General features: G+C 69.0%; 13 protein-coding genes and 1 pseudogene. 8 read left to right on the top strand and 6 right to left on the bottom strand.

All coding sequences use genetic code 11. The features are described 5' to 3' along the window. Positions 1-549 (top strand): histidine kinase dimerization/phospho-acceptor domain-containing protein (locus ABDW35_RS19415; protein WP_343715527.1); only part of this gene is annotated, 549 nt, incomplete at its 5' end. Positions 550-596: 47 nt separating this feature from the next. Then, positions 597-3,068, top strand: coding sequence for an ATP-binding protein (locus tag ABDW35_RS19410; RefSeq protein ID WP_343715526.1), 2,472 nt, complete (start codon positions 597-599; stop codon positions 3,066-3,068). A 75-nt stretch (positions 3,069-3,143) separates the two neighbouring features. On the opposite strand, the gene ABDW35_RS19405 is transcribed toward ABDW35_RS19410, so the two are convergent. Beyond that, positions 3,144-4,103: a crotonase/enoyl-CoA hydratase family protein gene (locus ABDW35_RS19405; protein WP_343715525.1), complete on the bottom strand. Its 960-nt coding sequence runs from the start codon at positions 4,101-4,103 to the stop codon at positions 3,144-3,146. Positions 4,104-4,356: 253 nt separating this feature from the next. Then, positions 4,357-5,238 carry a LysR substrate-binding domain-containing protein gene (locus tag ABDW35_RS19400; protein ID WP_343715524.1) on the bottom strand — a complete coding sequence of 294 codons (882 nt, stop codon included), beginning with the start codon at positions 5,236-5,238 and terminating at the stop codon, positions 4,357-4,359. Positions 5,239-5,355: 117 nt separating this feature from the next. Here ABDW35_RS19400 and ABDW35_RS19395 point away from each other — a divergent pair, with 117 nt between their 5' ends. Then, positions 5,356-6,369 (top strand): zinc-binding alcohol dehydrogenase family protein, encoded by a 1,014-nt coding sequence (locus ABDW35_RS19395; protein WP_343715523.1) that lies wholly within the window; start codon positions 5,356-5,358, stop codon positions 6,367-6,369. Between the two features lie 15 nt (positions 6,370-6,384). Here ABDW35_RS19395 and ABDW35_RS19390 read toward each other — a convergent pair whose 3' ends face one another. Next, positions 6,385-7,572, bottom strand: coding sequence for a transglycosylase SLT domain-containing protein (locus tag ABDW35_RS19390; RefSeq protein ID WP_343715522.1), 1,188 nt, complete (start codon positions 7,570-7,572; stop codon positions 6,385-6,387). A gap of 210 nt (positions 7,573-7,782) precedes the next feature. Between ABDW35_RS19390 and ABDW35_RS19385 the strand changes: the two genes are divergently transcribed. Both ABDW35_RS19385 and ABDW35_RS19380 read left to right on the top strand, forming a co-directional pair. Continuing rightward, positions 7,783-8,343, top strand: a complete 561-nt coding sequence (locus ABDW35_RS19385) for a TIGR00645 family protein (RefSeq protein WP_343715521.1) — start codon at positions 7,783-7,785, stop codon at positions 8,341-8,343. 39 nt (positions 8,344-8,382) lie between these two features. Then, a complete protein-coding gene (locus ABDW35_RS19380) occupies positions 8,383-9,297 on the top strand; it encodes an alpha/beta hydrolase (protein ID WP_343715520.1) in 915 nt (304 codons plus the stop codon). 181 nt (positions 9,298-9,478) lie between these two features. On the opposite strand, the gene ABDW35_RS19375 is transcribed toward ABDW35_RS19380, so the two are convergent. After that, a complete protein-coding gene (locus ABDW35_RS19375; RefSeq protein ID WP_343715528.1) occupies positions 9,479-10,027 on the bottom strand; it encodes a TetR/AcrR family transcriptional regulator in 549 nt (182 codons plus the stop codon). Between the two features lie 11 nt (positions 10,028-10,038). Continuing rightward, positions 10,039-10,512: a nuclear transport factor 2 family protein gene (locus ABDW35_RS19370; RefSeq protein ID WP_343715519.1), complete on the bottom strand. Its 474-nt coding sequence runs from the start codon at positions 10,510-10,512 to the stop codon at positions 10,039-10,041. Positions 10,513-10,694: 182 nt separating this feature from the next. On the opposite strand from ABDW35_RS19370, the gene ABDW35_RS19365 reads away from it, so the two are divergent. The 3 genes from ABDW35_RS19365 to ABDW35_RS19355 all read left to right on the top strand — a co-directional run bounded on the left by ABDW35_RS19365 (position 10,695) and on the right by ABDW35_RS19355 (position 13,388). Beyond that, positions 10,695-11,204 (top strand): DUF1993 domain-containing protein, encoded by a 510-nt coding sequence (locus ABDW35_RS19365; protein WP_343715518.1) that lies wholly within the window; start codon positions 10,695-10,697, stop codon positions 11,202-11,204. A gap of 255 nt (positions 11,205-11,459) precedes the next feature. Further along, entirely contained in the window at positions 11,460-12,491 is a 1,032-nt protein-coding gene (locus ABDW35_RS19360) for an NAD(P)-dependent alcohol dehydrogenase (protein ID WP_343715517.1), read from the top strand. A gap of 87 nt (positions 12,492-12,578) precedes the next feature. Next, the gene (locus tag ABDW35_RS19355; RefSeq protein ID WP_343715516.1) at positions 12,579-13,388 is read left to right on the top strand and encodes a DUF72 domain-containing protein; all 810 of its coding nucleotides are present in this window, start codon (positions 12,579-12,581) and stop codon (positions 13,386-13,388) included. 134 nt (positions 13,389-13,522) lie between these two features. Here the strand turns inward: ABDW35_RS19355 and ABDW35_RS19350 are convergent. Continuing rightward, positions 13,523-13,748: pseudogene (locus ABDW35_RS19350) on the bottom strand (hypothetical protein); the annotation flags it as partial.

Below are 13,748 nucleotides of genomic sequence, written 5' to 3'. Positions count from 1 at the left end.
GGCATCTGTCGGCCGCGGCGGGTCTTCTCCATCGCCAGCGATGTCGCCGCCCTGTCCTGCGTCATGCATATCGGCGGCGAGACCACGGCCATCCTGTTCCCGCTCTATGTCTGGATCATCCTGGGCAACGGCTTCCGGTTCGGGCTCGGCTTCCTGGCCTTGGCCACGGCCGCCGGCTCGGCTGCGTTCGGCGTCGTGTCGGCGACGACACCGTTCTGGAGCGCGCACGCCGCCCTGACCGCCGGCCTGTTCGGCGCGATGCTGCTGGTGCCGCTCGGCGCCATGCCCCTGATCCGCAGGCTGTCGCGGGACAAGCACAGGGCCGAGGCGGCGAATCGCGAGAAGGGCGCTCTGCTGGCCGGCATGAGCGATGAGTTGCGGACGCCGCTGACCGCCATCATCGGCACCGGATCGGTGCTGCAGGACACGAGGTTGAGCCCCGCGCAGCAGGAGATGGCCCGGCGGGTGGTGTCGGCCGGCCAGAGCCTGCTGAAGTTGATCGAGGATCTGCCCGGGGGCGCCGGCCCGGGGCGCAGTGGCGATCAATGACCGGCAACCCACCACAGGCGAGACTCAAGTCTCTGGCCGGACGCGTGATGCAGCGCTTCCGGAACCGGCCGGACAGCGAGCACGAGATGCGGCTCAACGGCATCGTCTTCGCCCTGGCCATCCTGGTCTATGTCCTGGCGACCGGGCACTACGACCTGGAGGCGGTCGCCGTCCTCGCCGGCTACATCGCGTCCAACATCGCCATCTTGTGCCATATTGCCGTGCATCCGGCGGTCTGCCGCCCCCGCCGGATCATCGCCATCCTGGTCGATTTCGGCGCCATGTTCTGGGAGATGCAGATCGGCGGCGAAGCCGCGACGATCCTGTTCCCGATCTATCTCTGGGTCATCTTCGGCAACGGCTTCCGTTTCGGCATCGGGTTTCTCGCGATCGCCACCGCCGGGGGCTTGGCCTCGTTCGGCGCGGTCGTGGCGACGACCGCGTTCTGGCGCGAGCACGGGGCCCTGTCGGCCGGCCTGCTGGGCGGCATGGTGCTGCTGCCGGCCTATGCCGCCACGCTGATCCGCAAGCTGTCTCGGGCCAAGCAGCAGGCTGAGGAGGCCAGCCAGGCGAAGAGCATGTTCCTGGCCAGCGTCAGCCACGAGCTGCGGACGCCGCTGACCGCCATCATCGGCATGGGGTCGCTGCTGCACGACACCAGGCTGAACCCGTCGCAGCAGGAGATGACCCAGACCGTCATCTCGGCCGGCCAGCAGCTGCTGACGCTGATCAACGACATCCTCGACTTCTCCCGCATCGAAGCCGGACAGATGACGGTGCAGGTCGCCGATTTCGACCTGCCGTCGGTGCTGGCGGAAATGCGGGCGTTGGTCCTGACCGAGGCGAAGGCCAAGGGCCTGCACCTCGCCATCCACATCGACTATCGCGTGCCGCTGCGGTTGCGGGGCAGCGAACGGCATCTCAAGGAGATCGTCCTCAACCTGCTCGGCAACGCAGTCAAATTCACCGAGGCCGGCAGCGTGGTGATCGCGGTCCGGCCCGGGGCGGAGGCCGGCGACCGCGCGCCGCTGCGGTTCGAGATCTCCGACACCGGCATCGGCATCGCGCCGGAGGCATCCGTCCATATCTTCGAAAGTTTCCGGCAGGCCGATGCCTCGATCATGGACCGGTTCGGCGGCACCGGGCTGGGCCTGGCCATCTGCAGGCGGCTGGTCACCCTGCTGGGCGGCGAGATCGGGGTCGACAGCACGCCGGGCGTCGGCAGCACCTTCTGGTTCACGCTGGCCTTCGACCGGGCGGCCGATGCCGGACCGCAGCCCGCCGTCGAGTCGATCCCCGATCTCGGCATCGTCGCCGCGGACGCGGCGCTGATCGGGCGGCTGATGCCGCTGCTGACGCCGGCCGCTAGCACGGTCGAGACCTTCGGCTCGATCGACGCGATGCTGGCCTGGGGGGCCCTGCGCTCCGCCGAAGCGGCCGCGGTCCTGGTGGTGGACCGGGCCGCCCTGCCGGGCGATCCGGTCCGGCGGGCACCGGTTCTTGCCGCGATCCGTTCGGCATCGGCCGTCCGCCCGATCCTGCTCGCCGATCCCGGCGCGGGGGAGGAGGTGCCGCGCGACTTGGCTGAGATCTTCGTCACCGCGATCCCCGCGACGGCGGATGCCCGCGCCGTCGGCGCTGCCCTACGCATCGCGCGGGCCGGGCGCCCGCAGGGCAAGCCGAAGCCCGCTTCCATCCACAGCGACCCTGCGACGGGGCGCAGCCTGTCTGTCCTGGTCGCGGACGACAACCGCATCAACCAGAAGGTCCTGCGCGAGATCCTGGTGCGGGCCGGCCATCAGGTCCAGCTGGCGGCGAATGGCGAGGAGGCCCTCGACGCACTCGACGTGACGACTTTCGACGTCGTCCTGATGGACATCAACATGCCGGTAATGAACGGCATCGAGGCCACGAAGCTGTTCCGTTTCACCGCGCTGGACCGACCGCATGTGCCGATCATCGCCTTGACCGCCGATGCCACGCCGGGTGTCGCGGAGCGCTGCGCCGAGGCCGGCATGGACGCCTGCCTGACCAAGCCGATCGAGCCCGAGCAGCTGTTCGCCGCGATCGACGATGTGCTGGGGGACCATGTCGCCGGGACGCCGCCGCCGCAACCGCTGCCGGACAACGTCACGACGCTGCCGCAGGCCGGCCCCGCCGCCGTCGACATGCGCGTCATCGATCGCCTGGAGGCCCTGGGCGGCAACGAGTTCCTGGTCGAGCTGATCGACGATTTCCTGGCGGATATCGAGACGATCGCCGAGGATATGAGGATCTCGGTGCAGAGGGGCGACGCCGTGCTGTTCCGGGCGAACGCCCATGCCCTGCGCAGCGCCACCGCAAATATCGGGGCGCGCGGCCTGTCCGACCTCTGCCAGGACTGGCAAGGCATCAGCGAGGCGGATCTCGCCCGCAACGGCCAGACTTATCTGCGGCGTCTGGCGGCCGAAATGGAGCGCCTGCGCCCCATCCTGCTACGGCGGCGCGGCGCCGCGGCCCGGCCAGCGCGGAACGGCTGACCGGGGCCGGGAAAATGAGGCGACCGGCTCCCCCGCCCGTCGCCTCAGCTGCCCCTCGGACCACGAGATCTGACCTCACTCCGCCGCGATCGGCATGATTGCGGCACGCCGACGATCCTGCGCCGCGGTCAGGCGCGCCATCTTGCGGAGGTCGGATTCACCGAGGCCGAGGCAGGCATCGGCCCAGATATCGACCACGTCCCGCAGCTCACCCAGCGTGATCGGATTGACCCGGCGCCGGGCCTGGATCAGGGCGCGATGCGCATTGTATTTGCGCCCATGCTCGGCGACATATTCGCGCACCGTCTCGGCGCCCTTGCCGTCTTCGGCGAGCACGTCGACGATGCCCATCTCGTGCAGCTCCTCTGCGGTGTAGATCCGCCCGCTGGTGATCATCTTCTCCGTGACCAGCGCGCCGACGCGGCGGGACAGGAAGCTGTACGCGCCCATGCCCGGGAACAGGTTGAACAGGATCTCGGGCAGACCCATCTTCGAGCTCCGCTCGGCCACGATCATGTCGAGCGACAGGGCGCATTCGAAGCCCCCGCCCAGCGCATCGCCCTGGATCAGCCCCATGGTGATGATCGGGGCGCCGAAGGCGATGTGGTTGCGGTAGATCGGCTCGATCGCGGCATGGGCGTAGCGGCGCAGCGCGGCGCGGTCCCCGACCCGGATCTTCTCGATGAACAGCCCCAGATCGCCGCCCATGCTGTAGATCCCCGGCAGGCCCGAGGCGAAGACGAAATAGCGGATCGGCGGCTCCTCATCCGCCCGCTCGACGAACATGCGCTGAATCGAGAGCTGCATGTCGGTGATGTCCTGCAGCAGCTCCGGCGTGAAGCTCGGCCGCCCCTCCGGCTGCATGAAGCACCAATAGGTCCGGTCGGCCGGGTCGAGTTCAACCTTCAGGTTGCGGTAATGGCTGCGGGCGACCTCGATATGGGCGGGCTCGCGCTCCCTGGAGATATGGGACGGACGTCCGAAGACCGGCGACAGCGGCTGGACGGGGTCGGGAATGACAATGCCGGGATTCATCTCGTGCTCCTTCGGTTGATGCCGCCCGCATCAAGCCTGTTCGTCGGCACGGGAGGTCTTCTTCTGCGGAGCGGCACATCATTGTGTGCAATTCCATCTTCTTTGACCACTCGGGACGCTTATTGTCTCAATTGAGAGTAATTTTTCGCATTTTTACCCAAAATATCTATGCGAATACCCATAAAGACATATGCAACGCCGCTTCCTAACGACCAGGACAAGCTTTCTTGCATGCGCCAATCGCCACGCGGGCTCAGGTTGTGTGGCGGACCGCTGGCAGCCTGATCAGACTGTCCTCGATGAAGCCGACCAGTGTGGCCTTGACCTCGCGTCGGCCGGTTCCCTCACCGAACACCGCCAGCTCGACCTCCCCCAGATCGGGGAAGCCCATGGCCGGCGTCAGCCGCTCGACATCCTCCGGCAGTGCGCTCTCGACCGTCACGGCGACGCCCAGGCCGGCGCGGGCGGCGGCGATCACGCCCATCACGCTCTCGCTGGTGTACAGCACCCGCCAGGCCTGCCCTCGCGCCTTCAGCGCCTCCAGCGTCCGGCTGCGGAACACGCAGGGCGGCGGCAGGGCGCATAGCGGCAGCGGCTCGCCCGGCGCAAGCTCCAGCCCCGGTGCGCGCAGCCAGGCCAGGCGCTCGCGGTGGATCACCCGGCCGCGCGTCACCCCGTCGTCGCGCTTGGCGATGACCACGTCCAGTTCGTGCCGGTCGAAAGCTTCGATCAGGCCGCTGCTCATGCCGACCCGCACCTCGATATGGATGCGCGGGTACACCCGGGCGAAGCGCGACAGCACGCCGGGCAGGTGTTGCGGCACGAAATACTCGGCGATGCCGAGGCGTAGCTCCCCCTCCGCCCCCGGCTCGGCGAAGCGCTGCACCGTCTCGTCGTTCAGCTCCAGCAGGCGCCGGGCATAGCCCAGCAGCAGTTCGCCGTCGCGGGTCAGGGCCAGCGACCGGCTGGTGCGCTCGAACAGCTGGCGGCCCAGCTGCGCCTCCAGCCGCTTGATCTTGACGCTGACCGCCGACTGGGTGCGGCCCAGGCGGCCGCCCGCGGCGGTGAAGCCGCCGGAATCGACGATGGCGGTGAAGGCGCGCAGCGCGTCGATGTCGAGATCGGGCAGGCTCATGGCCACCCATTTAGGATCGCGATCGCAAAAATCTCAACTATTCATTTCCGCGATCGATGCCGCCACCTCATCTTCACCGCGAAACCTTCGGAGCGAGCCCTTCGGGAGACGAGGATCATGAAAGCCATCGGGTATATCGACAGCCTGCCGATCGAGGATGAGCGGTCGCTGTATGAGTTCGAGACGCCGAGGCCCATTCCGGGCCCGCACGACCTGCTGGTGAGGATCGAGGCGGTGTCGGTCAACCCCGTCGACACCAAGGTGCGGATGCGCCGCCAGGGCAGCGCAGAAGCGCCGGTGATCCTGGGCTGGGACGCCGCCGGCACCGTGGTCGCCGTCGGCGCGGACGTGACCCTGTTCCGGCCGGGCGACGCGGTCTACTACGCCGGCGATCTGACCCGGCCCGGCACCAACGCCGAATACGGGCTGGTCGACGAGCGCATCGCCGGCCGCAAGCCGCAGAGCCTGTCCTTCGCCCAGGCCGCGGCGCTGCCGCTGACCGCGATCACCGCCTGGGAGGCGCTGTTCGACCGCTTCCGCCTGCCGGTCGGCAAGGCGCCGACCGACGACGCGATCCTGATCATCGGCGCCGCCGGCGGGGTCGGGTCGATCGCGGTGCAGCTCGCCCGCAGGCTGACCAACCTGACCGTGATCGGCACCGCCTCGCGCCCCGAGAGCCAGGCCTGGGTGGCGGGTCTGGGCGCCGACGCCGTGATCGACCACACCAAGCCCTTGTCCGAGGAGCTGGCGCGGATCGGCCGGCCGCAGGTGCGCTACATCCTGTCGCTGACCCACACCGACCGGCATTGGGACGAGATCGCCGCGGCCCTGGCGCCGCAGGGCGAGATCTGCTTCATCGACGACCCCGAGGCCCTCGACATCATGAAGATCAAGGGCAAGGCCGGGGCCGTGCATATCGAGTTCATGTTCGCCCGGTCGATGCACCGCACCCTGGACATGGTGCAGCAGCACAAGCTGCTGACCGAGCTGGCCGGGCTGGTCGATGCCGGGCTGGTGCAGACCACGCTGGGCGAGGTGGTGGGCCCGATCACCGCCGCCAATCTGCGGAAGGCGCACGCCCTGATCGAGAGCGGTCGGACCGTGGGGAAGCTGGTGCTGGCTGGATTCTAACCCGCTCCGAGCCGGCTAGCCCCCTGGTGCCGAGGGCACGTACCAGCCCTTGGGCAGGCCGTCGGCCTGGCGCCGGACCGGGGCCGGGCCGGCCACAGCGGCCGGGGCGGACCGCGCCACCCGGGTCGGCGCGATCGCCGCCGGGGCGGGCGCGGGCCGAGCCTCGACCTGCCGCACCTGCGGCTGGGCGACCGCGCGCGGCGTGACCGGGGCCGGGCTCGGCCGCTCCGGCTGCGAGGCAGCCATGGCCAGCAGCACGTCATCGACCGGCGCCACCTGCGGCCGGTCCGGGATCGGCGCCATGCGGATGGGCGCGGGCTGCACCGCCGCCTGGCGGACCGGCGCCGGCATCGGCGCCACGCGGTCCGGGATCGGCGCCATCGCGACCACGGGCCGGGAGGGCGCGACGCGGTCTGGGATCGGCTGCATCGCCACCATCGCCGGCTGGGCCGGGATCGGCTGCGCCGCCAGCGGCTGGCCGGTGCGGGCGGCGATGGCGGCATCGACCCGGGCCGCGGTGCCCTGCTCCTCCGGCGACAGCCGGTCGGGGATCGGCGCCATCGCCATCACCACCGGCGACCGGCTGCCCGGCTGCCCGGTGCGGGCCTGGATGGCGCCGTCGACCCGCTGCTGGATCTGCGTCTCGGCATACTGCGTCATCCGGTCGGGCTGGCTGGAGCCCGGCTCGATCCCGGCGATCTGGGTGCCGACGATGTCCATATAACGCCGGGTCTCCGGCGGCAGGCTGCGGCCGTTCTCGACATATTGCCGGTAGCGGCCGGGTCCGGCGTTGTAGGCGCCGAGAAATCCGGGCGAGCCGTACATCTCGTACAGCTCGCGGATATAGGCCGTGCCGGCCATGATGTTGTTCTCGGGGTCATAGGGGTCGCGGCCCAGCCCGTGCTTCTGGCGCAACTCCTCATAGGTCGCCGGCATCACCTGCATCAGGCCCTGGGCGCCGGCGGAGCTGGTGATCGGCTGGCCGCCCTTCCAGGTCGCCCGGCCGCCGCTCTCGATCCGCATCACCTCGCGGATCCATTCCGGCGGCACGTTGAAGCGCTTCGACGCCTTCTGGATCTGCGGCTCCCAATAGGCGACGTTGCTGCCGGACGGCCGAGGCTTGTCACTGCCGCACCCGGCGATGATTCCGGCGACGAGACCGAGCAGCGCCACGGTCCTCAGCCAGTGTCCCGAACCGGCCATGGCGGCCCCCTCCAGACTCCCCCGGGCATAAGCGCCCTGTCTTACATCGTGATCACAGGGACCAACGACAAGCCATTCAAACCTATCATGTTTGTCGAAAGAATGGCAGCCCCCGCGAATCGAGGCGCAGGGCGGGGTTCCGGCAAATCCCGTTCCGGCCGGCCTCGCCGCGCCGTATAAGGTCGCCGATCTTTGCCACCGGAGCCGGACATGCCGCAGGAGACCTCCCCGACCTCGCCCCGCCTGCGGCCGCTGCCGGCCCTGATCTTCGGGTCGCGCTGGCTGCAGCTGCCGCTCTATCTCGGGCTGATCGTGGCCCAGGGCGTCTACGCCTTCCTGTTCCTGAAGGAGCTGTGGCACCTGGTCGTCCACACGCCCGAGCTCAGCGAGCAGCAGATCATGCTGGTGGTGCTGGGGCTGATCGACGTGGTGATGATCTCGAACCTGCTGATGATGGTGATCGTCGGCGGCTACGAGACCTTCGTCTCCCGCCTGGGCCTGAGCGGCCATCCCGACCAGCCGGAATGGCTGGACCACGTCAATGCGAGCATCCTCAAGGTGAAGCTCGCCATGGCGATCATCGGCATCTCCTCGATCCACCTGCTGCGCACCTTCATCGGCGCCGGCAATGTCGGGTCGCCGGACAACACCAGCTACACCGAGATGGGGATCATCCTGCAGACGGTGATCCACAGCGTCTTCATCCTGTCGGCGATCGGCATCGCCCTGGTCGATCGCCTCTCCCAGCCCCCCGCCGACCGGCCGCACTGAGCCGCGGCGCCGGCCCGGCGCGTCGATGGAGGCAGTGCGATGACCGCCCCGCTGATGCCCGGCTTCACGCCCTTCGACATCGAGGTCGCGCCCGGCCTGCGCATCCATGGTGTGCGTGCCGGGGACGGGCCGCCGGTGCTGCTGCTGCACGGCCACCCGCAGACCCATGCCACCTGGCACGCGGTGGCGCCGCGCCTGGTCGCGGCCGGATATTCGGTGGTCGCCGCCGATCTGCGCGGCTATGGCGACAGCTCCCGGCCGAAGGGCGGCGAGAACCACGTCGCCTACTCGAAGCGGGCGATGGCGGCGGACCAGGTGGCCGTGATGCGCGCCCTGGGGCACAAGCGCTTCGCGGTCGTGGGTCATGACCGCGGCGGCCGCGTCGCCCACCGCATGGCGCTGGACCATCCGGAGGCGGTCCAACGGCTCGCGCTGCTGGACATCGCGCCGACGGCGACGATGTACGCCCTCACCAACCGGGACTTCGCCACCCGCTATTTCTGGTGGTTCTTCCTGATCCAGCCGGCGCCGCTGCCGGAGCGGCTGATCGAGGCCGACCCGGAATTCTACCTGCGCCACCATCTGGCCGGGCAGAGCCGGACGCCCGGCGTGCCGCGGGAGGAGCTGGTGCAAGAGTATCTGCGCTGCTACCGCCAGCCCGGCGCGGTCCATGCCATCTGCGAGGACTATCGCGCCGCTGCGACGATCGACCTGGAGCATGACGCCGCCGATGCCGGTCGCCGCGTCGAGGCGCCGCTACTGGCGCTGTGGGGCGCCAAGGGTGTGGTCGGCGAGCTCTATGACGTTTTGGAAACTTGGCGCGACAAGGCCACGAATGTCCGCGGCCGCGCCCTGCCCTGCGGCCACGCGCTGCAGGAGGAGCGCCCGGGGGAGGTCGCCGAGGCGCTGATCGGGTTCCTGGGCGAGGATCGGGATTCGCGCGTGAACGGATAGGCCGGAGCCACCCCCTCACCCGAAATCGCTCCGCGATTTCGACCTCTCCCTTGGGGAGAGGTTAAAGGCGCCGGGCCACAGCTCTTATTCCCTCTCCTTAGGGAGAGGGAGGGCCCGGCGCGAAGCGACGGGAGGGTGAGGGGGAGAGCCGGCCACGCCGTTAAACTGATCGGCCCCCACCCTACCCCGCCGTGAGCCGGGCCTCGATCCGGGCCATCGAGCGGCGGAAGGCGGCGGGGTCGTCCAGGGCCCGGGCCAGGACCAGGGCGCCCTGGATCGCCGCCACCGCCTCCTCCGCCCGGTCGCGGGCCTCCACCTCGGCCAGGCCGCCGCGCTCGAGCCCCTGCGCCAGCGCGTCGGTCCAGGCGGCGAAATAGCCGCGGATGGCGGCGCCGAAGCGGTCGCGGACATCCCCGAGGGCGAAGGCGCCGACCAGGCAGACCCGGCGGCCGGAACGGAAATAGCCGTCGACCGCGCGGATCATCTCTGCCACAGCACGGCGCGGCTCTTCCTCCCGCAGCGGGCGGAAGATGTGTTGCTCGAACCAGCCGTCGATCTCGGCCAGCACCGCCGCCGCCATCTCCTCCTTCCCGCCCGGGAAGAAGTGGTAGAGGCTGCCTTTGCCCAGGCCGGTGCGCTGACCGATCAGGGCGAGGCTGGCGCCTTCGAAGCCGTGCTCGCGGAACACCTCCGCCAAGGCGGGCAGCACATCCGCCCGCTCCGCCACCATCCTGGGCAAGGCTACAGCCCGAGGTCGCTGAGCCCCGGATGGTCCGCCGGCCGCGGACCCGACCGCTCCCAGTGGAACTTGCGCTCGGACTCCGCGATCGGCCGGTCGTTGATCGAGGCGTGGCGGGCGCGCATCAGCCCGTGCTCGTCGAACTCCCAGTTCTCGTTGCCGTAGGAGCGGTACCACTGGCCGGAATCGTCGCGCCACTCATAGGCGAAGCGGACGGCGATGCGGTTGCCGTCGAAGGCCCAGAGCTCCTTGATCAGCCGGTAGTCCAGCTCGCGCGCCCATTTCCGGGTCAGGAACTCGACGATCTGGGCGCGGCCCTGCGGGAACTCGGCCCGGTTCCGCCAGCGGCTGTCCTCGGTATAGGCCAGGGCGACGCGCTGCGGGTCGCAACTGTTCCAGCCATCCTCGGCCGCGCGCACCTTCTGGATCGCGGTCTCGCGGGTGAAGGGCGGAAGCGGCGGACGGTCGGCGGTCATGGCGGCTCTCCTCGATTGGGATTGTACCGAACGGAACTGACTGTACCGATTGGTACAGAGGATGGTGTAGGCGGTCAAGCTGGCCCGTGCGACTCTTGACCGCAAGCGAGTCGAGAGCGGAGGGTTCCCAGCCGCCGAACGCCCGGGCCGATGCGGCGCCCGTCTTTCATCGGAGCACTCCCTTGCCCCTCTCCCTGCACGAGATCTCGGTCGGCGTGATGCTGCCGAAGCTGCGCATGCTGTCGACGCTGCTGGACAAGGCCGCGGCCCATGCCGAGGCTGCCGGGATCGACCCGGCCACGCTGGTCGAGGCACGCCTGGCGCCCGACATGTATCCGCTGTCGGGCCAGATCCAGCGCGTCAGCGATGCCGCCAAATTCGGCGCCGCTCGTTTGGCCGGCCTGACCCCGCCGGCCTTCGAGGACACCGAGACCACCCTGGCTCAGCTCAAGGAGCGTCTGGCCAAGACCATCGCCTATCTCGAGAGCGTCGGCCCGGACCAGGTCGACGGCCGCGAGGAGGAGACCGTCACCCTCACGCTGCGCGACCGCAAGGTCGACTTCACCGGCCGCAGCTACGCGCTCAAGATGGTGCTGCCGAACTTCTATTTTCACGTCGTGACCACCTACGACATCCTGCGCCACCAGGGCGTGGAGATCGGCAAGCGGGACTATCTGGCGCTGGTGGGTTGAGGTCTCTTCGCGACATCCTTATGGCGTCATCCCCGCGAAAGCGGGGATCTCGCCACAGCTTCACCGGCGGAAGATTCCCGCTTTCGCGGGAATGACGTGGAAGGGGTGGCAGTATACCGCCCGTCGCTTGGCGTGAACTTTCGTATCTAGCAAAAGACATTTGTGCAGAGACGCCTTCCCCGCTCCCGGCAAAAGTCGTACCAAGGAGGGGTGAGGCCGGCCGCGCGTCCGGCCCGAATTCGGGAGGAAGCCAGCATGCGTGCCCTGGTCCTGGAGCGGCAGAGGGAATTGTCGCTGCGCGAGATCGACCTGCCCCGGACCCTTGGGCCGGGCGACGTTCGGATCAAGATCGACACCGTCGGCGTCTGCGGCAGCGACGTGCACTACTATACCCATGGCCGGATCGGGCCCTTCGTGGTCAAGGAACCGATGGTGCTGGGCCATGAGGCCGCCGGCACCGTCAGCGAGGTCGGCCCCGGCGTTACCAGCCTGAAGGTGGGCGACCGGGTGTGCATGGAGCCGGGCATCCCCGACCTGACCTCCAAGGCGTCGAAGCTCGGCCTCTACAATGTCGACCCCAGCGTCGTGTTCTGGGCCACCCCGCCGGTGCATGGCTGCCTGACGCCCGAGGTGGTGCACCCCGCCGGCTTCACCTTCAAGCTGCCGGACAATGTCTCCTTCGCCGAGGGCGCGATGGTCGAGCCCTTCGCCGTCGGCCTGCAGGCGGCGGTGAAGGCGCGGATCCAGCCCGGCGACTTCGCCGTGGTGATCGGCGCCGGCCCGATCGGCATCATGGCGGCGCTGGCCGCCCTGGCCGGCGGCTGCAGCCGGGTGCTGATCTCCGACCTGCTGCCGGAGAAGCTGGCGATCGCCGAGCGCTATCCCGGCATCACCGGCGTCAACATCCGCGAGACCAAGCTGGCCGACGCGGTGGCCGCGGCGACGAATGGCTGGGGCGCCGATGTGGTGTTCGAGGCCAGCGGCAGCCCGCGCGCCTATCCCGGCATCTTCGACGCCGTGCGGCCCGGCGGCTGCCTGGTGGTCATCGGGATGCCGGTCGAGCCGGTGGCGGTCGACCTGGTCGCCGCCGCGGCCAAGGAGGTGCGGATCGAGACCGTGTTCCGCTACGCCAATGTCTATGACCGCGCCATCGCCATGATCGCGTCGGGCAAGGTCGACCTGAAGCCGCTGGTCACCGATACCTATAGCTTCGAGGACAGCATCAAGGCGTTCGAGCGCGCCGCTGAGGGCCGGCCGGCGGATGTGAAGCTGCAGATCAAGCTGTAATCGCGAAGTCGCCGGCCCGAGCGGCCGGCGCTTGATTCCTCGTTCGCCATATGTTCCGATGGCATCCTGATCAAGGGGGAGGACGCCATGGCTTCGAAGGGTGCAACCGGGATTCGCGTCGGCATCGGCGGCTGGACCTTCGAGCCCTGGCGCGAGACCTTCTACCCCAAGGGCCTGGCACAGAAGCGCGAGCTGGAATACGCCTCGCGCCAGGTCACCTCGATCGAGATCAACGGCACCTATTACGGCTCGCAGAAGCCGGAGAGCTTCGCCAAATGGCGCGAGGAGACGCCGGAGGGTTTCGTCTTCTCGCTCAAGGGCACCCGCTTCACCACCAACCGGCGGGTACTGGCCGAGGCCGGCGAGTCGATCGACCGCTTCGTCACCAGCGGCATCACCGAGCTGAAGGAAAAGCTGGGTCCGATCAACTGGCAGTTCCTGCCGACCAAGCAGTTCGACCCGAAGGATTTTGAGGCCTTCCTGAAGCTGCTGCCGCATGAGGTCGACGGCCATGCGCTGCGTCATGTGGTCGAGGTCCGGCACGACAGCTTCCGGAACGCGGAATTCATCGACCTGCTGCGCGCCCACAAGGTGGCGGTGGTGCTGACCGACAAGGAGGGCTTCCCGGAGATCCCGGACGTCACCGCCCCCTTCGTCTATGCCCGGCTGCAGCGCGCCTCGGAGGAGGTCGAGACCGGCTACACCCCGAAGGCGCTGGACCAATGGGCCAAGCGGGCCAAGGCCTGGGCCGACGGTGGGGCGCCGGACGACCTGAAGCCGGTCGGGGCGCCGGAGAAGAAGCCGCCGAAGTCGCGCGACGTCTTCGTCTACATGATCAACGGCTTCAAGCCGAAAGCCCCGGCCGCGGCGATGGCGCTGATCAAGAAGCTGGGGTGAAGGGCTCCGCCGCCTGCCCCTACCTTGTCATCGCGAGGAGCGAAGCGACGTGGCAATCCAGCGGTCCCACCCCATGGATTGCCACGTCCCTTCGGGGCTGGCAATGACGGTGGAGGAAGGCGAGGCCTGGCCCCTCACAGCCTCTCGTTGAACCGCAGCTCGTTCAGTCGCCGCTTCATGGTCTGGAAGCGCTGGAAATGGGCGTCGTTGCGGCGCAGGGCCACAGCGGTGGACAGGATGTCGATCACCACCAGCGCGGCGATGCGCGAGATGGTCGGGGTGTAGACGCTGGTGTTCTCCAGCGTCTCGGCCACCAACGCCACGTCGCTGTAGGGTACCAGCGGCGAATCCGTGCCGGTC

The sequence above is a fragment of the Inquilinus sp. genome (genome assembly GCF_039594555.1).
GTDB lineage: Bacteria > Pseudomonadota > Alphaproteobacteria > DSM-16000 > Inquilinaceae > Inquilinus.
This window is presented reverse-complemented; position numbering and strand designations above follow the sequence as displayed.

Coding starts and splice junctions, on each gene's coding strand:
- ABDW35_RS19370 (WP_343715519.1), bottom strand. CDS start 10,512: ATGACCGCCGACCGTCCGCCGCTTCCGCCCTTCACCCGCGAGACCGCG.
- ABDW35_RS19400 (WP_343715524.1), bottom strand. CDS start 5,238: ATGAGCCTGCCCGATCTCGACATCGACGCGCTGCGCGCCTTCACCGCC.
- ABDW35_RS19405 (WP_343715525.1), bottom strand. CDS start 4,103: ATGAATCCCGGCATTGTCATTCCCGACCCCGTCCAGCCGCTGTCGCCG.
- ABDW35_RS19360 (WP_343715517.1), top strand. CDS start 11,460: ATGCGTGCCCTGGTCCTGGAGCGGCAGAGGGAATTGTCGCTGCGCGAG.
- ABDW35_RS19395 (WP_343715523.1), top strand. CDS start 5,356: ATGAAAGCCATCGGGTATATCGACAGCCTGCCGATCGAGGATGAGCGG.
- ABDW35_RS19385 (WP_343715521.1), top strand. CDS start 7,783: ATGCCGCAGGAGACCTCCCCGACCTCGCCCCGCCTGCGGCCGCTGCCG.
- ABDW35_RS19390 (WP_343715522.1), bottom strand. CDS start 7,572: ATGGCCGGTTCGGGACACTGGCTGAGGACCGTGGCGCTGCTCGGTCTC.
- ABDW35_RS19355 (WP_343715516.1), top strand. CDS start 12,579: ATGGCTTCGAAGGGTGCAACCGGGATTCGCGTCGGCATCGGCGGCTGG.
- ABDW35_RS19380 (WP_343715520.1), top strand. CDS start 8,383: ATGACCGCCCCGCTGATGCCCGGCTTCACGCCCTTCGACATCGAGGTC.
- ABDW35_RS19410 (WP_343715526.1), top strand. CDS start 597: ATGCAGCGCTTCCGGAACCGGCCGGACAGCGAGCACGAGATGCGGCTC.
- ABDW35_RS19375 (WP_343715528.1), bottom strand. CDS start 10,027: ATGGTGGCGGAGCGGGCGGATGTGCTGCCCGCCTTGGCGGAGGTGTTC.